The following is a 20,484-nucleotide window of genomic DNA, read 5'->3' as shown; positions in this document are numbered from 1 at the left end:
ATGCTTCGAATGCTTCGAATGCTTCGAATGCTTCGAATGCTTCGAATGCTTCGAATGCTTCGAATGCTTCGAATGCTTCGAATGCTTCGAATGCTTCGAGCGGTGCGACACGATTTTGGCGGCGGCGTTCGAGCGATCCGCACGAAACGACTTGCGGGGAATGATGCGCGCGATGCGAAGCGTTCAGAACGGCATATTCAAAGCGAAGCGTTCCGAGCGTCGCATTCAGAACGACGCGCAAACCCGCGTCAACACGAGCCCAACCGATTGCTGACGAAACTGCTCGACGTACGCGCGGCGGATCGCGGCAAGGCTGTCGAGCGTCGCGGGCGAGTCGGCGGCGATGATACGGATCACGAAGCTTGCCTCGCGCACGATGCCGAGCGTTGCGCGATCGCGCCATTGGCCGTGCGTGTCCCACGTCGTGAGCCCGTCGGGAAAGCGCGGCGTGACGACGTCGGCGACGAAGCGCTCGCGCTGCGCGTCGGTGACGGAGCCGTGGCCGGCGATGTCGCGGCCGAACAGCAGATCCGCCTGCAACTCGCGCGTGCCGCCCGCTTGCGTGCAGCGCGCGTCGCTTGCGACCGGTTGCGGCGCCGTCGCGCAGCCGGGCAGCGCGGCGACGGCGACGGCGGCGATCAGCGCGATGCCGCCGATCCATGTCGAATGAAAAGCTGGCATCGTTGACCCTCGTCGATTATCGTGGTTGATCGACCGTGCAACCGCAACCGCAACCGCAACCGCAACCGCAACTGCAACCGCACGCTTGCGGCGCACGTCGCGTCAGCGCGCCGCCGCGTGCGTGAGCACCGATTCAAAGCACTGCTCGCTCAAGCACTTACGCAGTTGTCCGGCCGCTTATCAACAAGCCTGTCAACACGATCTGTGGAAAACGCGGCGCGCGGCTCTGCGTTCGGACGATGCGAATCGATCGTGCAACGTGTCGCGCCGAGGCGGGCGATCCGAATCGGATCAAGCGGTTAGCACCGCTGCCCCATGCTTATCAACAGCCCTTTCAACAAAAACTGGGGATAACCGCGCCACGCGGCGGGCCTGTCGGGCAGGCCCGCGACGCATTTCGCGGCGCTTCCCGAAAACGTCGCGCGATCAACGCGTTAGCGCGCTTGTCCGCGGCTTTTCAACATGCTCTTCAACACGAACTGGGGATAACCGGCGTCACGGCCGCGACGTCCGATGCAGCTGCGCATGCTCGAGATGCGCGGCGAGCGCCGTCGAATCGATGTTGGTGCCCGACAGCAGCACGCCGACGCGCCTGCCTTGCAGCGATTCGCGCAGCGGCCCGAGCAGGGCGGCCGTCGCGGCCGCGCACGCGGGCTCGACCGCCACTTTCAGATGCGTGAACAGATAGAGCATCGCCGCGCGCAGCGCGTCGTCCGATACGGTGACGATCCGGTCGACATGGCGGCGGCACAGCTCGTAGCTGTATTCCTCGGTGTGCGGCGCCATCAGCGAATCGGCGATCGTGTGCATCGCGCCCATGCGGACCGGATGATTCGCGGCGAAGCTGCGGCTCATCGCGTCCGCGCCTTCCGGCTCGACGCCGTACACGTGCACGCGCGGATTCGCGAGCCGCAGCGCGGTCGACATGCCCGCGGCGAGGCCGCCGCCGCCGATCGGCACGATCACCGCGTCGAGGTCCGGCGTCTGCGTCGCCCATTCGTAGCCGAGCGTCGCGGTGCCGAGGATCGTGTGATAGCCGTTGAACGGATGCACGAAGAAGCGGCCTTCCTCCGCTTCGATTCGCCGCACGATCTCGAACGCCTCGGCGGGGCTCGACGCCATCACGACTTCCGCGCGGTACTGGCGGCAGAGCGCGATGCGCGCCGGGCTCGCGGTATCGAACATCACGACCTTCGCGCTCGTGCCGAGCCGCATCGCCGCGTACGCGACGGCCGCCGCGTGGTTGCCCGCCGACACGCAGGTGACGCCCGCGCTCTTCCTGGCCTCGCCGAGCGCGAGCAGGTTCGTGAACGCGCCGCGCGCCTTGAAGCTGCCGCTCGCCTGCAGGAGCTCGAACTTGAGGTTCACGTGCGTGTTGTCGAGCGAAGGCAGATCGGCGCGCTCGAACACGGGCGTGCGCGTGACCCACGGCGTGAGCGCGAAGTGCTGCGCGGCGATTTCGTCGAGCGTCGGAATCGGCTCGCCGTTGATCGTCAGATGAGCGGGGTGGTGAGGTGAGGTCGACATGTGCGTGCGCGTATCGATGACGGTGGCCGGTCGCCGGCCGGAACGAGGCTCGCGGCGGCGCGCCGGCTCACGCGAGCGTCATGCCTTGCACGAGCTTGCGCAGGAAACGTTCGCACGACGCGAGCTGCTCGAGCTCGACGAACTCGTTCGGCTTGTGCGCCTGCTCGATGTGGCCCGGCCCGCAGATGACGCTTGGAATGCCCGCGCGCTGGAACAGGCCCGCCTCGGTGCCGTACGCGACCTTGCGCTTGTCCTGGTCGGCCGTGAGCGCGCGCACGAGCTGCGTGATCGCGTCCTGCTCGGCCGCGTCGAGGCCGGGCGCCGCGGCGATCTTCGAGAACTCGATCGCCGCGTTCGGATGCTCGCGCCGCATCCGCGGCAGCAGCGTGTCGCGCGCGTACGCGTCGATGCGCGCGAAGATCGCGTCGGGATCGAGCGCCGGCAGGTTGCGGAACTCGAACGTGAACTGGCATTCGGCGGGCACCGTGTTGACCGCGTTGCCGCCCTGGACGAGGCTCGTCTGCGCGGTGGTGAACGGCACGTCGTACAGCTCGTCGAACGGGCCCTGTGCGCGGAATTCGTCGGCGAGATCGCGAATGTGGCAAATGAGGCGCGCCGCGTATTCGATCGCGTTCAGGCCCTTCGGCGTCAGCGACGAATGCGCGGCGTGGCCGCGCACGCAGCAGCGATAGAGGTTGATGCCCTTGTGCGCGATCACGGGGCGCATGCCGGTCGGCTCGCCGACGATGCAGCCGGCGGGCGCGACGCCGCGCGCCTTCAGGTCGGCGAGCATCAGCGGCGCGCCGACGCAGCCGATCTCCTCGTCGAACGACAACGCGAAGTGGATCGGCTGCGCGAGCCTCGCCGCCCGCATCTCGGGCAGCAGCGCGAGCGCCGCGCCGATGAAGCCCTTCATGTCGCAGGTGCCGCGGCCGTAGAGCTTGCCGTCGCGCACTTGCGGCGTGAACGGATCGCTGTCCCATTGCTGGCCGTCGACCGGCACGACGTCGGTATGGCCCGACAGCACGATGCCGCCGTCGGTGGTGCCGTCGTGCGCGGGAATCGTCGCGAACAGGTTCGCCCAGCCGTCGCGGGCGTCGTGCGTGAGCGTCGACGCGACGCCGGCCTCGGCGAGCGCGTCGCGAACCATTTCGATGAGGCCGAGATTCGGCACGCGGCTCGTCGTGTCGATCGACACGAGCCGTTTCACCCACGGCAGGCTGATCGGCTCGGCGGACGAAGCGGATGGGGACGCGGACGGTGCCGTTGCGTCGAGAACGGGCATGGCGGGGCTCCGGCAGAGAGGCGAACGAATGCAAAGATCATACTCAAAAACGATGCGGCCCGTCTTCGCGCGACGATTTGCGGCGCAGCATCCGGCGCGTCCGTGCGCGCGAGCGGGGCGCGCGGGGGCGAATCGGCGCGAATTCGCTCGGGACGTGCGGGATGCGTTCGGCCGCGCGCGGCGTCATCGAGCGGCGAATCGGTTTCAATGGCCGGTTTCGATTCGCGGTTTCGATTCGCGGTTTCGATGCGTGGCTTCGACACGCGTCGCGGCGGATGCGTCGAGGAATCGCGGCGGTGGCGCAGTCGCCCACGATCTCGGCTCTTCGCGATGCGCTCGTCGCGCGCGACGCTGCGCGGGCAGGAGGCTGCGCGATCGCGGCGAATCGAAACGATCCGCATCGACGGCCGAACGCGTCGCGCCCGGCTGCGGGCCCGCAGCCGATTGCAGGCCGCGCAAGCCGGATCGAACGCGATTCGTTCCTCGCCGTTTCGTCGCGGCTTTGTCCCGGCTTCGTCCCGTCTTCGTCCCGGCGTGCGCACGAACATTCGTGGCTCGCGTCGACGCTTGACTTAGTTCCATTTAAGAACTTAGTATCCGGCTGATTACATCGGATGATGTAATAGTTGCGGCGGCCGTCGCCGCCGCTCGACGCCACCCGCGCCTTGGACGCGTCGCGCGACCGGCTAGCAGGACAGGAGACGACGATGAAGCATCTGCAGATCGAGCGCAGCGGGCGCGTGCTGACGGTGAGTTTCGACAATCCGCCGCTGAACTTTCTCACGATGGCGATGATGCGCGAGTTCAAGCGCACACTCGACGACATCGCGCGCGATGCGGGCATCGGCGCGGTTGTCGTCACGAGCGCGCGGCCCGGCGTGTTCCTCACGCATTTCGACGTCGGCGAGATCAAGGCCATCGCGCAAGGGCTGTCGATCGCGGTGCCGCCCGCCGTCACCGGCGCGATGATGCGCATCGAGTCCGCGTGCAGCCGCGTGCCGGGCGTGCGCAGGCTGATCGAGCGGACGCCGCTCGCGGGCGTCGCGCAAATGAATCTGTTTCACGAGGTGACCGCGCGCATGCGCGCGATGGACAAGGTGTTCATCGCGGCCGTCAACGGCCGTGCGATGGGCGGCGGCTGCGAGATCGCGCTCGCGTGCGATCTGCGGCTGATGGCGGACGGCAGCGTCGACGGCGGGCAGATTCTCGCGCAGCCGGAAATCTTCATCGGCCTCTTGCCGGGCGGCGGCGGCACGCAGATGCTCGCGCGCTCGGTCGGCATCGCGCGCGCGTTGGAGCTGTGCCTCGACGGCCGCCTGCTGTCGCCGCGCGAGGCGTTCGAGCTCGGCCTCGTCAATCGCGTCGTGCCGGGCGAGCGTCTGCGCGATGAGACGACGGCGCTCGCCGAGCGTCTCGCGCGGCGGGCGAGCCATTCGGTTCGCGCGATCAAGCGCGCGATCTACGATGGCGCGTCGCTGCCGTTTCGCGACGGGATGGCGGTGGAGAAGGCCGGGTTCCTGTCGGCGGCGACGCAGGGCCGCACGCGGCACGCGATGGCCGCGTACGCGGATCACGTGTCGTCGTTGATCGAAGATGGGGAAGATATCAGCGTCGATCAACTGCGCACGTGGATCGACGGGGTGGCCGTCGATTTTTCCCGTTAGCGCCGGCGCGCCGGGCGGACGGCTGTTCGACCGCCGTCGAGGCTTGTCGGTCGCGCCACGCGCGAAGGGGCGCCATGACGCCGGGCGGCGGAACGGACACCATGCGGTGCGCCGGACGCGTTCGACATCCGCGCGATATCATTCGGCGCCGATGTGTCGCGCAGGCCCTTCGCCGGCCTTTGCGCACCGCGATTCGCACCGCGATTCATGCGCCGCGAGCGAAATGTCGTCAGCAATGGGCCGCGGCCGATGCGCCGTGCGCATGCAGCCCGGCGCGGCCGCGCGCGCGACGTGCGGCGTGCTTCGCCTCGGTGTGGCGACTAGGGCGCAAAAGACGGCCATCGACCGCCGGCCACCGACCACCGACCACCGACCACCGACCACCGACCACCGACCACCGACTACCGACTACCGACTACCGACTACCGACTACCGACTACCGACTACCGACTACCGACTACCGCGCCGCCGCCTGCGCGCGCGACTGCTGCGGCTGGCCGAGCGCGCGCAGCGTTTCCTTCACCGTCGAAACGCGCACCGCGAGGTCCGGCGTGCGCGTCTCGATCCGCAGCTTGTCCTGGCCCGCGAGCTTGACGTGCCGGTGCTTCTGCACCATCTCGATGATCCGCATCGGATCGATCGGCGGATTCGGCACGAACTGCAGCCCGATCGCGGCCTCGCTCGCGTCGATCTTCACGATGCCGAGCGGCTTCGCGGCAAGCCGCAGCCGGTGCGTCTCGACGAGCGCGTGCGCCTGCGGCGGCAGCTTGCCGAAGCGGTCGATCAGCTCTTCCTGGATGCCGTCGATCGCATCGCCATGCTCGCAGTTCGCGAGCCGCTTGTACAGCGACAGCCGCTCCTGCACGTCGCCGCAATAGTCGGCGGGCAGGATCGCGGGCGCATGCAGGTTGATCTCGGTCGTCGCGGCGAGCGGCGCGGTGAGGTCGGGCTCCTTGCCGTTCTTCAGCGCCTTCACCGCGTCGTTGAGCATTTCGGTGTAGAGCTGGAAGCCGATTTCGTGAATCTCGCCCGACTGCTTGTCGCCTAGCACTTCGCCCGTGCCGCGGATCTCGAGGTCGTGCATCGCGAGGTAGAAGCCCGAGCCGAGCTCCTCCATCTGCTGAATCGCCTCCAGGCGACGCTGCGCCTGTTTCGTCAGCGCCTGCGGATCGTGGACGAGCAGGTACGCGTACGCCTGGTGGTGCGAGCGGCCGACGCGCCCGCGCAACTGATGCAGTTGCGCGAGGCCGAACTTGTCGGCGCGATGCATGATGATCGTGTTGGCGCTCGGCACGTCGATGCCGGTTTCGATGATGGTCGTGCAGAGCAGCACGTTCGCGCGCTGCGCGACGAAATCGCGCATCACGCGCTCGAGCTCGCGCTCGTGCATCTGGCCGTGCGCGATCACGATGCGCGCCTCGGGCACGAGCGCCTCGAGCATCGCGCGGCGGTTCTCGATCGTCTCGACCTCGTTGTGCAGGAAATACACCTGGCCGCCGCGCTTGAGCTCGCGCAGCATCGCCTCGCGGATCACGCTCTCTTCCTCGCGGCGCACGAAGGTCTTGATCGCGAGCCGTTTCTGCGGCGCGGTGGCGATCACGGAGAAGTCGCGCAAGCCTTCGAGCGCCATGCCGAGCGTGCGCGGGATCGGCGTCGCGGTCAGCGTGAGCACGTCGACCTCCGCGCGCAGCGCCTTCAGCGCCTCCTTCTGGCGCACGCCGAAGCGGTGCTCCTCGTCGATGATCACGAGGCCGAGCCGCTTGAACTGCACGTCCGACGACAGCAGCTTGTGCGTGCCGATCACGACGTCGACGCTGCCTTCGTTGATCTGCGCGATCGCCGCGTTCACTTCCTTCGTCGACTTGAAGCGCGACAGCTCGGCGACCCTCACGGGCCAGTCGGCGAAGCGGTCGATGAAGGTCTGCGTGTGCTGCTCGGCGAGCAGCGTCGTCGGCGACAGGAGCGCAACCTGCTTGCCGCCCATCACCGCGATGAACGCCGCGCGCAGCGCGACCTCGGTCTTGCCGAAGCCGACGTCGCCGCACACGAGGCGGTCCATCGGCTTGCCGCTCGTCATGTCGCCGATCACGGCCGCGATCGCCGCGGCCTGGTCGGGCGTTTCCTCGAAGCCGAAGCTGTCGGCGAACTTCACGTAGTCGCGCGGTTCGAGCGCGAACGCGTGACCCTCGCGCGCCGCGCGGCGCGCATAGAGGTTCAGGAGCTCGGCCGCCGTGTCGCGGATCTGCTGCGCCGCGCGGCGCTTCGCGCGCTCCCACTGGCCGGAGCCGAGCGCGTGCAGCGGCGCGCTGTCCGGATCGGCGCCGCTGTAGCGCGAGATCACGTGCAACTGCGCGACGGGCACGTACAGCTTGCTGTCGCTCGCGTATTCGAGATGCAGGAACTCGGTCTCGCCTTCGCCGAGATCCATCGACACGAGGCCCATGTAGCGGCCGATCCCGTGCTGCGCATGGACGACCGGATCGCCCACCTTCAGCTCGGACAGGTCGCGCACCATCGCGTCGACGTTGCTCGCCTGCTCCTGGCGGCGGCGTCCCGCGCGGCGGCCGAGCGCGCCGTACAGCTCGGTCTCGGTGACGATCGCGTAGCCTTCGCCCGGTACCGCGAAGCCGTTCGCGAGCGGCGCGACGCCGAGCGCGAAGCGCTCGTCGCTCTCGAGCCACGCGGCGAAGCTGTCGCTGCCCGCGGGCCGCAGATGGTGCTCGGCGAACAGTTGCGCGATCGTCTCGCGGCGGCCGGCCGATTCGACGGTGAAGAGCACGCGGTTCTTCGTCGTGTCGAGATACGCGGCGAGCGCGGCGAGCGGCGCGTCCGAGTGGCGCTCGAGCGCGAGGTTCGGCAGCGGCGCCGCCCAGCCGCCCGACGGTTGCGCGGGCAGCGCGACGCGCGCGAACGGCTTCGCGAGCGTGTAGAAATCGTCGTCGGACAAGAAAAGGCGCTGCGGCTCGAGGATCGGCCGCTCGCGATCGTGCGACAGGAACGCGTAGCGCTGCTTGGTGTCGGCCGTGAAGCGCCGGATCGCCGTGTCGAGATCGCCCGCGAACACGAGATGCGCGCCGTCGGGCAAGTAGTGAAACAGCGTCGCCGTCTCGTCGAAGAAGAGCGGCAGATAGTATTCGATGCCGGCCGACGGCACGCCGTTGCCGATGTCCTTGTAGATCGGCGCGCGGCTCGGGTCGCCCTCGAAGGTCTCGCGCCAGCGGCTTCGGAACGCGGTGCGCGCGGCTTCGTCGAACGGGAACTCGCGGCCGGGCAAAAGGCGCACGTCGCGCACCGGGTAGAGGCTGCGTTGCGTGTCCGGATCGAACGCGCGGATCGAATCGACCTGGTCGTCGAACAGGTCGATCCGGTACGGCAGCGGCGAGCCCATCGGGAACAGGTCGATCAGCGAGCCGCGCACGCAGTATTCGCCGGGGCGCACGACCTGGCTCACGTGCTCGTAGCCGGCGAGCGTCAATTGCGCCTTCAGCTTCGCCTCGTCGAGCCGCTCGCCCTGCGTGAACGCGAACGTGTACGCGGCGAGGAACGACGCGGGCGGCATCCGGTAGAGCGCCGTCGTCGCGGGCACGAGCAGGATGTCGCAGCGGCCTTCGCCGAGGTCGTGCAGCGTGGCGAGCCGCTCGGAGACGAGATCCTGGTGCGGCGAGAACGTGTCGTACGGCAGCGTCTCCCAGTCGGGCAGCACGCGCACGCGCGCGTCGGGCGCGAAGTAGCCGAGCTCGTGCGCGAGCCGCTGCGCGTCGACCGCGTTCGCGCAGATCACGGCGAGAAGCGGCACCTGCGCGCGGTGCGCGGCGAGGTAGCGGGCGATGACGAGCGCGTCGGCGGAGCCGTGCGCACCGTCGAACGCAAAGCGTTGGCCCGCCTTGACGAGCGCGACGGGGGACTGCGAAGGAGAGGCGTTGTCTGACATAACGAGCGGCTGGTTGGCTGGCGCCGGATGGCGGGCGAGCTCGGCGCGGCGCATCGAGGCGAAAGACGTATTATAAAATCCGTCTTTCGATTTCATCTTTCCCGGCGTTTCCTTCCGTGACTTCCCGACTTTTCGCCCTGATTCCGTGCGCGGGCACCGGCAGCCGTTCCGGCTCCGCGTTGCCGAAGCAATACCGCACGCTCGCCGGACGCGCGCTGTTGCACTACACGCTCGCCGCATTCGACGCGTGCAGCGAGTTCGCGCAGACCCTCGTCGTGATCTCGCCCGACGATACCCACTTCGACGCCCGCCGCTTTTCCGGCCTGCGCTTCGCGGTGCGGCGCTGCGGCGGCGCATCGCGCCAGGCGTCGGTGATGAACGGGCTGATCCAGCTCGCCGAATTCGGCGCGACCGACGCCGACTGGGTGCTCGTGCACGACGCCGCGCGGCCCGGCATCACGCCCGCGCTGATCCGCACGCTGATCGGCGCGCTGAAGGACGATCCCGTCGGCGGCATCGTCGCGCTGCCGGTCGCCGATACGTTGAAGCGCGTGCCGGCGGGCGGCGACGCGATCGAGCGCACCGAGCCGCGCGCCGGCCTCTGGCAGGCGCAGACGCCGCAGATGTTCCGCATCGGGATGCTGCGCGACGCGATCCAGCGCGCGCAGCTCGATGGCCGCGACCTGACCGACGAAGCGAGCGCGATCGAGTGGGCGGGCCATACGCCGCGCGTCGTGCAGGGCAGCCTGCGCAATTTCAAGGTCACGTATCCGGAGGATTTCGACCTTGCGGAGGCGATCCTCGCGCATCCCTCACGCGCTTGCTGAACCGAATTTTCACCATCGCATCACACTCGGATCGAATCACATGGATTTCAGAATCGGACAAGGCTACGACGTGCACCAGCTCGTTCCCGGACGCCCGCTCATCATCGGCGGCGTGACGATCCCGTACGAGCGGGGGCTCCTCGGCCACTCGGACGCGGACGTGCTGCTGCACGCGATCACCGACGCGCTGTTCGGCGCGGCGGCGCTCGGCGACATCGGCCGTCATTTTTCCGACACCGATCCGCACTTCAAAGGCGCCGACAGCCGCGCGCTCTTGCGCGAATGCGCGGCGCGCGTCGCGCGGGCGGGCTTTTCGATCCGCAACGTCGACAGCACGATCATCGCGCAGGCGCCGAAGCTCGCGCCGCACATCGACGCGATGCGCGCGAACATCGCGGCCGATCTCGGCTTACCGCTCGATCGCGTGAACGTGAAGGCGAAGACGAACGAGAAGCTCGGCTACCTCGGCCGCGGCGAAGGGATCGAGGCGCAGGCGGCGGCGCTCGTCGTGCGCGAAGCGGCGGCGTAGGCGGGCGGGATCGGCGTGACGGGCAGGAACGGAGGGAACGGCGGGAACGGCGGGAACGGCAGGAACGGCAGGAACGGCAGGAACGGCAGGAACGGCAGGAACGGCAGGAACGGCAGGAACGGCAGGATCGGCGGGAACGGCGGGAACGGCGGGATCGGCGGGATCGGCGGCGTGGGCCGCATGCGCAGCGGCATCGGCGGCCGGCGCGGCGCGGACGGCGCGCGTATCCGGCCGTGGAGAGGCTGAGCCGAGGCGGGCGGCGGCGCTTCTTGTCGCGGGCAATCGGCTCGACGCAGGCCGCGCGACACAGGCCGCACAGCCGCACAGCCGCCGCAACCGTTCGAACTGGCGAGGGCGCTCGAGGCCGCCCGCCTCACGCGACCGATGCGGTTCGGCGTGCGACGCAGGCAAGCGCGCCGGCCGTCATCAACCGAAGCAGCCGATCGGTTTGATCGAAGCGCAGGAAGCCTGCCATCACGCTTCGCCGCGCGGGTCATTCCACCGCACGCGCGCAAACGAAAACGCCACGCGCAATTGCCGCGTGGCGTTTTCGTTTCGACGGCCGCATTCGCGCATTCGCGATTGCGCGCGCCGACGGCGCTCCGTATCCCGCTTATTTGCCCTTATTTGCCCTTACTTGCCTTCGGCCGCAATCACCTGCGCGGCGGCATTGATCACCGACGCGATCCGGCCGACGTCGCGCAGCTGCGTGACGGTCATCCCTTGTTCGTTCTTCAGCAGCGCGTAGTGCGACTTCACGCAGAAGTGGCACTTGCCGACGATCGACGCGGCGAGCGCGTACATCTCGAACTTGCGCTTGTCGACGCCGCCGTGCGACGCGTACGCGCCCATCCGCAGCTCGGCGCGCTGCGTTTTCAGGTCGGCGTCGTCGGCCATCTCGACGTACGGATACCAGGTGTTGTTCATCCCCATCAGCGCGGCCGCCGTCAGCGCCGCGTTGGTTTCCTCGGGAGACAGCACGCCGGCTTCGCGGATCGCCGTGACGAGCGCCGGGCTTTTCGCGGCGAACGCCGCCGCGAGCGCCGCGCCCACCGCGTCCGTGCCTTCGAGCGACGAGCGCGAGATCGTGCCGTCGAGGTTCAGGCGAATGTCCTTCGCGTAGTCGGGAATGAGCGCCTTAATCGAATCGATGAATTCCATTGATATCTCCTATGATTGGGCCGTTAAAAAAGCCCGCAGGCAAGACACAGCGCCGCGGGCTTTCGTGCATCGAACGCTTACAGCGTCGCGCCGCCGATCGCGCGGTTGCACGGGCAGAGCTCGTCCGTTTGCAGGCCGTCGAGAATGCGCAGGATTTCTGCCGGGCTGCGGCCGACGTTCAGGTTGTTCACCGACACGTGCTGGATCGTGTTGTCCGGGTCGACGATGAACGTCGCGCGCAGGGCGACGCCCGCTTCCTTGTCGCGCACGCCGAGCTGGTCGATCAGTTCGCCCTTGACGTCGCCGAACGAGTAGTGGTTCAGCTTGTCGAGATCCTTGTGCTCACGGCGCCATGCGAGCTTGACGAATTCGTTGTCCGAGCTGCCGCCGAGCAGCACGGCGTCGCGCTCTTCGAACTGCTTCGTGAGCTTCGCGAATTCGACGATTTCGGTCGGGCAGACGAACGTGAAGTCCTTCGGGTAGAAGTAGACGATCTTCCACTTGCCCGGGAACGACGCTTCGGTGACGGTCTCGAAAGCCGACTGGCCGTTTTCTTCGTGGTTGTTGAAGCCCGGCTTCGCGGCCACAACGGTGAAAGCTTCGAGTTTATCGCCCACGGTCTTCATGCGGATGCTCCTGTATGAGTTGGAAAAAAATGCCACCTGCGGTCAAGCTACCGATGCGCTGCAACGTTTCCGTGACAGCATGGGCAAAACTATAACGCTATTATATTATTCTTTCAATAGATTTTAACTAACGACTCTCATAGAAAAATTCAAAGACGTCGATAGGGTTCGACCACCGAATGGGGGAGTCGTCGTGCGTCACGCGGCCGCACGCGCTTTCGCGCTCGGAAACTCCAGCGTGACTTCGAGGCCGGCGTCGGGCGTGCGGTTGCGCAGCCGCAGCGTGCCGCGGTAGCGGTTGACGAGGCGCAGCACGATCGCCATGCCGAGGCCGGTGCCGTCCGCCTTGCTGCGCGCGGTGTCGACACGATAGAACGGGCGCATCACGAGCGGCAGCTGATCCTCCGGAATGCCCGGGCCCTCGTCGGAGACGACGAGCTCGACGCGCGCGTGCGTCGCGCGCGTTTCGAGCAGGATGCGCGCGATGCCGTCCCGCTTGCTCTGCCCGTACTTGCGCGCGTTCTCGACGAGGTTGCCGATCACGCGGCGCATGTCCGTCTCGTCCGCTTCGATGACGGCCGCGGGCGCGAGGCGGATGTCGAGCTGCACGCCGTCCTCGCTGACGATCCGCGCCGCGACCTCGCGCGCGACGTGCGACAGGTCGACGGGCTCCGGCGTGCGCTGCGCGGGACGCGCGTAGTCGATGAACGCGGTGATGATGCGATCCATCTGCTCGATGTCGTCGACCATCGCGTCCTTCGTCGCCTGGTCGGACGGGCTCATCTCGGTTTCGAGGCGCAGCCGCGCGAGCGGCGTGCGCAGGTCGTGCGAGATCCCCGCGAGCATCAGCGCGCGGTCCGCTTCGAGCTGCTCGAGATCGCGCACCATCTGGTTGAAGCTGCGGTTGGTCTCGGCCGCGACGCCCATGCCGCGCTCGGGCAGCGCCTCGGGCGTCTGGCCCGAGCCGACCTTGCTCGCGGCGAGCGCGAGCCGCGAGAACGGCTGGTTCACGAGGCTCGTGATGAACGCCGAGCCGATCAGCGACAGCGCGAGCGCGAAGAGGCCCCAGCCCGCCCATTGCAGGCCGGTGACGGTGTCGAGCTGATCGCGGTCGAGCGCGACCCAGTAGTCGTCGTCGTCGATCTTGAAGCTGATCCACACGCCGGGGATGTCGTTGACCGATTGGGCGATCACCGTGTCGTCGCCGAGGCGGCTGCGAATGTCGTGCTCGATCAGCCGGTTCAGCGATTCGTCGGGCTGCAGCTTGAACTTGTCAGTCTTTTCGCGCGGATAGACGCGCACGCCTTCGTTGCTCTCGAGATCCTGCAGCAGCGCGCGGCGCAGATCGGGATCGGAATAGAGAAGGGCGGTGCGCGTGAGCTTCACGATCGCGACGAGCTGCAGCGCGACGCGCTGCGCGCGCGGCTCGCGCTCGATTACCCGGAAGCTCTGGAACCACGCGGCGAGACTGACCGCGATCAACAGCGCGATCAGCAGGAAGGTGCGCCAGAAGAGCCCGCCGAAGACGAGCGTCAAAAGGCGCCGGTCGATACGCATAGGACTGGTCGTCTAACTGGCGTCAAAGGCGTGGCGTCGAAACGCGCGTGCCGCGTTGAAACGGGAATCAGGCCGCACCGTCGGGGATGAAGACGTAGCCGAGACCCCACACCGTCTGGATGAAGCGCGGGCTGCCCGGATCGGGCTCGATCAGCTTGCGCAGGCGCGAGATCTGCACGTCGAGGCTGCGATCGAACACTTCGTATTCGCGGCCGCGCGCGAGCTCCATCAGCTTTTCGCGCGACAGCGGCTGGCGCGGATGGCGCGCGAACACCTTCAGCACCGAGAATTCGCCCGTGGTGAGCGGAATCTCCTGGCCGGATTTCGTGAGCGTGCGCGTCGCGAGGTTCAGCGAGAATTCGCCGAACTCGAACACCTCGGTCGTCTCGGAGGGCGCGCCCGGCAGCTCGGCGGGCGCCTGGCGGCGCAGCACCGCGTGAATGCGCGCGACGAGCTCGCGCGGATTGAACGGCTTCGGCAGGTAGTCGTCGGCACCCATCTCGAGGCCGACGATGCGATCGACATCCTCGCCCTTCGCGGTGAGCATGATGATCGGCGTGCGGTCGTTGCTGCCGCGCAGGCGCCGGCAGATCGACAGGCCGTCCTCGCCCGGCAGCATCAGGTCGAGCACGAGCAGATCGAAACGCTCGCGCACCCAGAGCTTGTTCATCGCCGTCGCGTTCTCCGCGACGTACACGTTGAAACCCTGCTCGCCGAGATAGCGGCGAAGCAGATCGCGCAGGCGCGGGTCGTCGTCGACGACGAGAATTTTCGAGGGGTTTTTCGTTTCCATGAGCGGCATCTTATCGCGATTAGGAAAAACCGCGCGGTTGCGGCTTTCGACGGGTTACAGTCAGTTACAAAATTTACCCGCGCTATTGTGCGGAGTAAAGACAGTCACGACAGACTCCTTTACTCGAAGACGACATTCGGTGGATACTCCATCCACTTAACATTTACATGGTTTGCACGCCCGATTCTCGCAGGGTTTGTTCGTGTGCCAAAGGTAGCCGGTTGCCGCGTGACGAAGGGAACAAAACGACGAAAGAGGCGAGGCCAGTGATGCGGCCGACGAAGATGGCATTCGCGCTGGCGCTCGCGTGCGCCGGCTTCCTCGCTTCGGACTTCGCTTGCGCGCAGCGCTCGGATCGCGGCGCCGCACCGTCGCACAAGGTGCCGCGCGGCAACGGCGCAGCGGGGCGTTCCGCGCCGCCCGAGCGCGGCGAGTCCTCCTCCCGCGCGGCCGCGGTTCCGCCCGATCTCGAACAGCGCCGCCGCGACGGCCACATGACGCCCGAAGAGCGTCACCTCTTGCGTCAGCATATCGAAGACGCGGTGCGCGAACTTTACAAGCGTTGAATCGTTAAATCCGGCGCGCCGCCGGGCGCTTCCCGCCCCGAAAGATTCCGTATCAATTCATTCGTCAACTGCGCATCGGCGCGAGCCGTTGAATCGCCATCACCGACGGCGCGCGCGGCGCGCGCCGCCGTGGTTTTCCACTTTCGGAGAGCGGTCGACGATGAGCGATTCGAGCACGGCCGGGCGGCCCCCGGCGAAAGCGGACCGGATGCCGGCCGCGATGCAGACCCTTCTCGATGCGGACGACGCGCGCTTTCTGCTGACGCGCACGGGCTTTTCGCCGCCGCCGCGCGATGTCGAGCGCTTCGTCGGCATGACGCGCGCGCAGGCGCTCGCCGAATTGCTCGACGGCACGCGCACGCAAAGCGTCACGCCGCTGCCCGACTGGGTGCGCGAGCTGCCGCCGTCGCGCGCGGCGCGCGCCGCGTTCTCGCCCGACGAGCGTCGCGCGGAGCAGCAACTGCGCAATCGCCGCTACGACGAGCTGCGCGCGTGGTGGATGCGCGAGATGCTCGCGACGCCGTCGCCGCTCACCGAGCGGATGACGCTCTTCTGGCACAACCACTTCACGTCCGGCCAGGACAAGGTGCCGTTTCCGCAAACGATTGCAGTGCAGAACGTGCTGCTGCGCGCCGACGCGTTCGGCAATTTCGGCGCGATGCTGCACGGCGTCGCGAAGGACCCGGCGATGCTGCAGTACCTCGACGGCGCGAGCAATCGCCGGGGCCGCCCGAACGAGAACTTCGCGCGCGAGGCGATGGAACTTTTCACGCTCGGCGAGGGCCACTATACGCAGCGCGACGTGTCCGAGGCCGCGCGCGCGTACACGGGCTGGAGTCTCGATCCGGATACGCTCGCATACGTGCTGCGGCCGAACGTCCACGACGACGGCGTGAAGACGGTGCTCGGCGAAACCGGCCGCCTCGACGGCGACGCGGTGCTCGACATCCTGCTCGCCCGCCCCGAGACCGCGCGCTTCGTCGCAGCGAAGCTGTGGCGCGAGTTCGTCTCCGATACGCCCGATGCCGACGTCGTCGAGCGCGTCGCCGCGCGATTCAGGCAGAGCGGCTACGACATCAAGGCGGCGCTCGCGGCGCTGCTTTCGTCCGACGCGTTCTGGGACGATCGCAATCGCGGCGTGCTCGTCAAGTCGCCGGCGGAGTTCGTGGCCGGCACCGTGCGGCTTTTCGACGTCGACTACGGCGATGCCGCGCCGCTCGCGAACACGCTGCGCGCGCTCGGCCAGAACCTGTTCTATCCGCCGAACGTGAAGGGCTGGCCGGGCGGCGCGACCTGGATCAACAGCTCGACGCTGCTTGCGCGCAAGCAGTTCGTCGAGCAGATGATGCGTGCGACGGAAGCGCCCGGCATGCGCGCGGCGTCCGTTTCCCGCGACATGGCAGGCAAGCCGGCGCCGGCGCGGCGCGCAATGCGCTTCGATCTCGATGCGTGGCTCGCCGCGTATCGGACGAAGCCGCAGGCGCAGCCGAGTCTGTCGACGCAGTTGCAGCTGCAGCACGCGGTGCTGCCGCTCTCGCCCGTCGCGGCGATCGAGGCGGGCGCGACGAGCAGCGCGTATTTGCAGGCGCTGCTGATGGACCCGGCGTATCAACTGAAGTGAAGGACATGAAAACGATGACGATGAGATTGCGCGCGGCTCGGCGGCGCGCGGGCCGCGTCGAATGCAGAACGAGGAAAGCAAGATGAAACGACGCGATTTTCTGGCCTTGGCGAGTCTCGCCGGTGCGGCGGGCGTATCGCTCGCCGCGCCGCACGCGTTCGCGGCCACGGCGGCGGCCTCGGGCGCGATCGGGGCGGCGGGCGCGCCGCGCGCCGCGCGCTATTCGAACCTGCTGATCCTCGTCGAACTGAAGGGCGGCAACGACGGGCTCAACACGGTGATTCCGTACGCGGACCCGCTGTACCGCGCGCTGCGCCCGACGATCGGCATCAAGCGCGAGCAGGTCGTGCAGCTCGACGAGCGCGCCGCGCTGCATCCCGCGCTCGCGCCGCTCATGCCGATCTGGCGCGACGGGCGGCTCGCGATCGTCGACGGCGTCGGCTATCCGCAGCCGAATCTGTCGCATTTCCGCTCGATCGAGATCTGGGACACAGCGTCGCGCGCGGACGAGTACCTGCGCGAGGGGTGGCTCACGCGCGCGTTCGCGCAGGCGAGCGTGCCGCCCGGCTTCGCCGCGGACGGCGTCGTGCTCGGCAGCGCGGAAATGGGGCCGCTCGCGAACGGCGCGCGCGCGATCGCGCTCGTCAATCCCGCTCAGTTCATTCGCGCGGCGCGGCTCGTGCAGCCCGTGTCGCTGCGCGAGCAGAATCCCGCGCTCGCGCACGTGATCGACGTCGAGAACGACATCGTCAAGGCGGCCGACCGGCTGCGTCCGCACGCGGGCACGCCCGCGCTCGCGACCGCGTTTCCGGGCGGGCCGTTCGGCGCGTCGGTGAAGACCGCGATGCAGGTGCTCGCCGCGTGCGACGCGCCGCAGCGCACGCCGATGCCGGGGCAGGGCGTCGCGGTGCTGCGCCTCACGCTGAACGGTTTCGACACGCATCAGAACCAGCCGGGCCAGCAGGCCGGCTTGCTGAAGCAACTGGCGGAAGGGCTCGTCGCGATGCGCTCGGCGTTGACCGAGCTCGGGCGCTGGAACGACACGCTCGTGATGACGTATGCCGAATTCGGCCGGCGCGCGCGGGAGAACCAGAGCAACGGAACCGATCACGGCACGGCCGCGCCGCATTTCGTGATGGGCGGCCGCGTGCGCGGCGGCCTGTACGGCGCGCCGCCCGCGCTCGCGCGGCTCGACGGCAACGGCAATCTGCCTGTCGCGGTCGACTTCCGCCAGCTCTATGCGACGGTGCTCGGCCCGTGGTGGGGGCTCGACGCGACGAGCGTCCTCGAGCAGCGTTTCGAGCCGCTGCCGCTGTTGCGCGCGTGACGGGCGGCGGCGCGCATCAGCGGCGCCGCGCGGCGCGCCACGCGATCCACAGCTTGCGGATCGGCGTGAGCGCGAGCCGCTGGTGCAGCACCTGGAAGCCGTCGCGCTCGATCTCGTCGAGCACCGCGAGCGCGAGCGCGCCGAGCGCGCGCAGCGTGCGCTGCGCGCGGCGCTCGTCGGCGGGGATGCCGGACAGCGCCGCGTTGAGCGCGTCGCGCGCGCGTGACGCCTGGAAGCGCATCAGCTCGGTGTACGCGGGGCTGTAGCGGCGATTGAGAAGATCGGAGGCCGTCACGCCGTAGCGTTGCAGCTCGTCGATCGGAATGTAGATGCGGCCCTGGCGCGCGTCCTGCCCCAGATCCTGCACGAACTGCGCGAGCGTCAGCGCATGCCCGAGCGGATGCGCCCAGCGCGCGTCGCCTTCGGCCGGCGGAGTCGCGCTCGCGCGCGCGACGAGCGCGGCGAACGTGCCGCCCGTATGGTCGACATAGCGGCGCAGATTCGCGAAGTCGAGATAGCGCGCCTGCTCGAGATCCATGCCGTAGCCGGCGACGAGCGTCTGCAGCGCGCTCGCTTCGCGCGTGATGTCCGGATGGTGCGCTGCGAGCGCCTGCGAGACCGGGTGCGACGGATTGCCCGCCGCGAGCTCGGCGAGTTCCTTTTGCCACCACGCGAGCTTCGTGTGGCCGATGGTCGGATCGCTGACTTCCTTCACGGTCTGTTCGAGCTCGCGGCGCAGCGCGAAGAGCGCGGTGACGAGCGGCTGGCGCGCGAGCGGCGCCTGGCGCAGCGCATAGTAGATGCTGGAGCCGGGCGGCGCGGCTTTCTGCTGGCAATATTCGTCGAAATTCACGGGGGCAGGAACGAGTGGAGCGAGATCGGTTCGGGGGCGCGGGGACGTTCGACGGCAGGGCGTCGCGGCCGCCGTGCGGGGACAACGGCGAATTCTAGCATCGCGGCAAAAGAGAGGCCGGCTGCTAGAGACAAGTGTAGGGAGATCGGTTAGAATCTCGCGCTCGCGCTTTTCGGGCGGTCGCGAAAGCGGCACGCAGCCCCGTTCGGCGCAGCATTTTTCGCGTGCGTGAGTGGCGAAATTGGTAGACGCACCAGGTTTAGGTCCTGACGCCCGCAAGGGCGTGCCGGTTCGAGTCCGGCCTCACGCACCATCCACGCTTTCCGAGCTTCCGTCGAGCCGGTCGAGATCGGTTCCATCGCGCCCGAGTCGCGCGTTTTTCACCGGAAGCGCTTCCGCGAAATTTCTCCAGCCGCCGCTTGTCGACGGCGGTCGTTGTGATCGAGCGCGAATTCTCTCGTTGGCTTCACGCGTTGCGCGCGGGTTTGCGCGGGCATTCGCCCACTCGTCTGTTCATCCGTTCCTCCGCTCGTCTTCCGCGAGGCGACCGAGCGCGTCTTCATCTTCAGCATGCAGGGCTCCAGCCGCGCTTGATGGGCTCACGGTTCGGCGCGTCGAGTCGTGCTGCGCTCGAACACTGCATCCTGGCGAGCGGCCGCCCTCGACTCGGAGATCGGGCGACTTGCCGGCCGCGTCGACGCGGGCTTCGAACCAGGCGCACAATCTGCAGTCGATTCGTTGCGACGCGCGCGCAGCGGCGTCTTCGGCCGTTATCGCGCGACTTCCTCAATCCCTTGCCAGAACGACGCCATGCCCCCTTCACTTGCGCTGGACCCGGACTTCCTCGAACTCCTCGCCGGCAGCCATCTGCGGCTGACCGGCACGCCGCTCGTCGCTCCCGAGTTGCCCCGCGCGGACGCCCCGCGCTGGCTCTACGAGGACGCCCCGTTTTGCGTGCTCGCCCACGACACCGCCGCCGACCCGCGCTATGTCTACGCGAACAGGACTGTGCAGCGCTGCTTCGAATACAGCTGGGACGAGATGACCGCGTTGCATTCGCGGTACTCGGCCGAGGAGCCGAATCGCGACGAGCGCGCGCGGCTGCTCGAAGCGGTGCGAACGCGCGGATTCGCAACCGGCTATCGCGGGCTGCGCATTGCGAAGTCGGGGCGGCGCTTCTGGATCGAAGACGTCACCGTCTGGAACCTGATCGATCGCGACGGCACCTATCGGGGGCAGGCGGCGACCTATCGCCGGTGGACGGATGCGTGAACCGTGGCGAGCGGCCGCCGAGCGTCGCGCGCGGAGCGCGACGGCGAAGCGCCGTGGGCGGCGGCAAGCGGCGGGGCGGCAAGCGGCGGTAGGCAGTAGTAAGCGGATCGCGCGCCGCGAACGCGTCGCCGGGCGATTGCGGCGCGCGCGCGGTTTCGCGCCGCGCTCGCCGCAATCGACATGTACGTCGGCTCGTCGGCGCGCTGCGCGAACGGCTCGCGCGAGCGAACCGGCGAGCGAGCGCGCCCTGACGCCGGCCCGCCG

The 20,484-nt window shown here is 68.3% G+C and carries 20 protein-coding genes and 1 tRNA gene; 9 read left to right on the top strand and 12 right to left on the bottom strand.

What is annotated here, in order from left to right:
• The 4 genes from X946_RS36055 to argE all read right to left on the bottom strand — a co-directional run.
• On the bottom strand, positions 1-241 hold a 241-nt coding region (locus X946_RS36055; RefSeq protein ID WP_038744682.1), incomplete at its 3' end, for a hypothetical protein.
• Entirely contained in the window at positions 226-681 is a 456-nt protein-coding gene (locus tag X946_RS05220; protein ID WP_038744680.1) for a DUF3574 domain-containing protein, read from the bottom strand. The genes X946_RS05220 and X946_RS36055, both read right to left, overlap by 16 nt.
• Before the next feature lie 495 nt (positions 682-1,176).
• Positions 1,177-2,208 carry a threonine/serine dehydratase gene (locus X946_RS05215; RefSeq protein ID WP_038744679.1) on the bottom strand — a complete coding sequence of 344 codons (1,032 nt, stop codon included), beginning with the start codon at positions 2,206-2,208 and terminating at the stop codon, positions 1,177-1,179.
• 67 nt (positions 2,209-2,275) lie between these two features.
• Entirely contained in the window at positions 2,276-3,493 is a 1,218-nt protein-coding gene (gene argE / locus X946_RS05210; RefSeq protein WP_038744677.1) for an acetylornithine deacetylase, read from the bottom strand.
• A gap of 707 nt (positions 3,494-4,200) precedes the next feature.
• On the opposite strand from argE, the gene X946_RS05200 reads away from it, so the two are divergent.
• Complete coding sequence (locus X946_RS05200) at positions 4,201-5,157, top strand: enoyl-CoA hydratase/isomerase family protein (protein ID WP_038744674.1); 957 nt, start codon at positions 4,201-4,203, stop codon at positions 5,155-5,157.
• A 457-nt stretch (positions 5,158-5,614) separates the two neighbouring features.
• On the opposite strand, the gene mfd is transcribed toward X946_RS05200, so the two are convergent.
• Positions 5,615-9,184, bottom strand: coding sequence for a transcription-repair coupling factor (gene mfd, locus X946_RS05195; RefSeq protein ID WP_186448577.1), 3,570 nt, complete (start codon positions 9,182-9,184; stop codon positions 5,615-5,617).
• Positions 9,185-9,204: 20 nt separating this feature from the next.
• On the opposite strand from mfd, the gene ispD reads away from it, so the two are divergent.
• Together ispD and ispF are read left to right on the top strand one after the other, a co-directional pair.
• Entirely contained in the window at positions 9,205-9,915 is a 711-nt protein-coding gene (gene ispD / locus X946_RS05190; RefSeq protein WP_038744672.1) for a 2-C-methyl-D-erythritol 4-phosphate cytidylyltransferase, read from the top strand.
• 40 nt (positions 9,916-9,955) lie between these two features.
• A complete protein-coding gene (gene ispF, locus X946_RS05185; protein ID WP_038744671.1) occupies positions 9,956-10,444 on the top strand; it encodes a 2-C-methyl-D-erythritol 2,4-cyclodiphosphate synthase in 489 nt (162 codons plus the stop codon).
• Here the strand turns inward: ispF and X946_RS36050 are convergent.
• The 5 genes from X946_RS36050 to ompR all read right to left on the bottom strand — a co-directional run bounded on the left by X946_RS36050 (position 10,375) and on the right by ompR (position 14,590).
• The gene (locus tag X946_RS36050) at positions 10,375-10,626 is read right to left on the bottom strand and encodes a hypothetical protein (RefSeq protein WP_152611630.1); all 252 of its coding nucleotides are present in this window, start codon (positions 10,624-10,626) and stop codon (positions 10,375-10,377) included. The two genes, ispF and X946_RS36050, sit on opposite strands and share 70 nt — an antisense overlap.
• A gap of 451 nt (positions 10,627-11,077) precedes the next feature.
• The gene (locus X946_RS05175) at positions 11,078-11,605 is read right to left on the bottom strand and encodes a carboxymuconolactone decarboxylase family protein (protein ID WP_038744668.1); all 528 of its coding nucleotides are present in this window, start codon (positions 11,603-11,605) and stop codon (positions 11,078-11,080) included.
• A gap of 77 nt (positions 11,606-11,682) precedes the next feature.
• A complete protein-coding gene (locus X946_RS05170; RefSeq protein WP_038744667.1) occupies positions 11,683-12,231 on the bottom strand; it encodes a peroxiredoxin in 549 nt (182 codons plus the stop codon).
• Between the two features lie 198 nt (positions 12,232-12,429).
• On the bottom strand, positions 12,430-13,788 hold the full coding sequence (locus X946_RS05165; protein WP_038744665.1) for an ATP-binding protein: 1,359 nt from the start codon (positions 13,786-13,788) through the stop codon (positions 12,430-12,432).
• Positions 13,789-13,855: 67 nt separating this feature from the next.
• A complete protein-coding gene (gene ompR, locus X946_RS05160; RefSeq protein ID WP_004192636.1) occupies positions 13,856-14,590 on the bottom strand; it encodes an osmolarity response regulator transcription factor OmpR in 735 nt (244 codons plus the stop codon).
• A 78-nt stretch (positions 14,591-14,668) separates the two neighbouring features.
• Here ompR and X946_RS30225 point away from each other — a divergent pair, with 78 nt between their 5' ends.
• From X946_RS30225 to X946_RS05145, 4 genes are all read left to right on the top strand, one after another.
• Positions 14,669-14,851 carry a hypothetical protein gene (locus X946_RS30225; RefSeq protein ID WP_009904927.1) on the top strand — a complete coding sequence of 61 codons (183 nt, stop codon included), beginning with the start codon at positions 14,669-14,671 and terminating at the stop codon, positions 14,849-14,851.
• Complete coding sequence (locus X946_RS05155; RefSeq protein WP_038744664.1) at positions 14,851-15,147, top strand: hypothetical protein; 297 nt, start codon at positions 14,851-14,853, stop codon at positions 15,145-15,147. The genes X946_RS30225 and X946_RS05155 overlap by 1 nt, the downstream gene beginning before the upstream one ends.
• A 208-nt stretch (positions 15,148-15,355) precedes the next feature.
• On the top strand, positions 15,356-16,768 hold the full coding sequence (locus tag X946_RS05150) for a DUF1800 domain-containing protein (protein WP_052145009.1): 1,413 nt from the start codon (positions 15,356-15,358) through the stop codon (positions 16,766-16,768).
• Between the two features lie 82 nt (positions 16,769-16,850).
• Positions 16,851-18,095 (top strand): DUF1501 domain-containing protein, encoded by a 1,245-nt coding sequence (locus X946_RS05145; protein WP_038744698.1) that lies wholly within the window; start codon positions 16,851-16,853, stop codon positions 18,093-18,095.
• A 16-nt stretch (positions 18,096-18,111) separates the two neighbouring features.
• On the opposite strand, the gene hpnD is transcribed toward X946_RS05145, so the two are convergent.
• Positions 18,112-18,948 carry a presqualene diphosphate synthase HpnD gene (hpnD, locus tag X946_RS05140; RefSeq protein ID WP_038744661.1) on the bottom strand — a complete coding sequence of 279 codons (837 nt, stop codon included), beginning with the start codon at positions 18,946-18,948 and terminating at the stop codon, positions 18,112-18,114.
• Between the two features lie 226 nt (positions 18,949-19,174).
• On the opposite strand from hpnD, the gene X946_RS05135 reads away from it, so the two are divergent.
• A tRNA-Leu gene (locus X946_RS05135) sits at positions 19,175-19,261 on the top strand.
• 67 nt (positions 19,262-19,328) lie between these two features.
• Here the strand turns inward: X946_RS05135 and X946_RS33205 are convergent.
• Complete coding sequence (locus tag X946_RS33205; RefSeq protein WP_152611629.1) at positions 19,329-19,520, bottom strand: hypothetical protein; 192 nt, start codon at positions 19,518-19,520, stop codon at positions 19,329-19,331.
• Between the two features lie 49 nt (positions 19,521-19,569).
• Here X946_RS33205 and X946_RS05130 point away from each other — a divergent pair, with 49 nt between their 5' ends.
• The gene (locus tag X946_RS05130; protein WP_226377223.1) at positions 19,570-20,220 is read left to right on the top strand and encodes an MEKHLA domain-containing protein; all 651 of its coding nucleotides are present in this window, start codon (positions 19,570-19,572) and stop codon (positions 20,218-20,220) included.
• The last annotated feature ends 264 nt before the right edge of the window (positions 20,221-20,484 follow it).

The sequence above is a fragment of the Burkholderia sp. ABCPW 111 genome (assembly GCF_000773065.1).
GTDB classification, from domain to species: domain Bacteria; phylum Pseudomonadota; class Gammaproteobacteria; order Burkholderiales; family Burkholderiaceae; genus Burkholderia; species Burkholderia savannae.
The sequence above is the reverse complement of the archived record's forward strand: the minus strand, read 5'-3'. Positions and strand labels throughout refer to the sequence as shown.

Excerpts from the sequence above, each read along its gene's own strand:
- X946_RS05170 (WP_038744667.1), bottom strand. The coding sequence starts at position 12,231 with ATGAAGACCGTGGGCGATAAACTCGAAGCTTTCACCGTTGTGGCCGCG.
- ompR (WP_004192636.1), bottom strand. The coding sequence starts at position 14,590 with ATGCCGCTCATGGAAACGAAAAACCCCTCGAAAATTCTCGTCGTCGAC.
- X946_RS05155 (WP_038744664.1), top strand. The coding sequence starts at position 14,851 with ATGCGGCCGACGAAGATGGCATTCGCGCTGGCGCTCGCGTGCGCCGGC.
- ispF (WP_038744671.1), top strand. The coding sequence starts at position 9,956 with ATGGATTTCAGAATCGGACAAGGCTACGACGTGCACCAGCTCGTTCCC.
- X946_RS05175 (WP_038744668.1), bottom strand. The coding sequence starts at position 11,605 with ATGGAATTCATCGATTCGATTAAGGCGCTCATTCCCGACTACGCGAAG.
- X946_RS05150 (WP_052145009.1), top strand. The coding sequence starts at position 15,356 with ATGCCGGCCGCGATGCAGACCCTTCTCGATGCGGACGACGCGCGCTTT.
- X946_RS05145 (WP_038744698.1), top strand. The coding sequence starts at position 16,851 with ATGAAACGACGCGATTTTCTGGCCTTGGCGAGTCTCGCCGGTGCGGCG.
- X946_RS05200 (WP_038744674.1), top strand. The coding sequence starts at position 4,201 with ATGAAGCATCTGCAGATCGAGCGCAGCGGGCGCGTGCTGACGGTGAGT.
- X946_RS33205 (WP_152611629.1), bottom strand. The coding sequence starts at position 19,520 with ATGCTGAAGATGAAGACGCGCTCGGTCGCCTCGCGGAAGACGAGCGGA.
- X946_RS05215 (WP_038744679.1), bottom strand. The coding sequence starts at position 2,208 with ATGTCGACCTCACCTCACCACCCCGCTCATCTGACGATCAACGGCGAG.
- X946_RS05165 (WP_038744665.1), bottom strand. The coding sequence starts at position 13,788 with ATGCGTATCGACCGGCGCCTTTTGACGCTCGTCTTCGGCGGGCTCTTC.
- mfd (WP_186448577.1), bottom strand. The coding sequence starts at position 9,184 with ATGAAATCGAAAGACGGATTTTATAATACGTCTTTCGCCTCGATGCGC.
- argE (WP_038744677.1), bottom strand. The coding sequence starts at position 3,493 with ATGCCCGTTCTCGACGCAACGGCACCGTCCGCGTCCCCATCCGCTTCG.
- X946_RS36050 (WP_152611630.1), bottom strand. The coding sequence starts at position 10,626 with ATGCGGCCCACGCCGCCGATCCCGCCGATCCCGCCGTTCCCGCCGTTC.
- X946_RS05220 (WP_038744680.1), bottom strand. The coding sequence starts at position 681 with ATGCCAGCTTTTCATTCGACATGGATCGGCGGCATCGCGCTGATCGCC.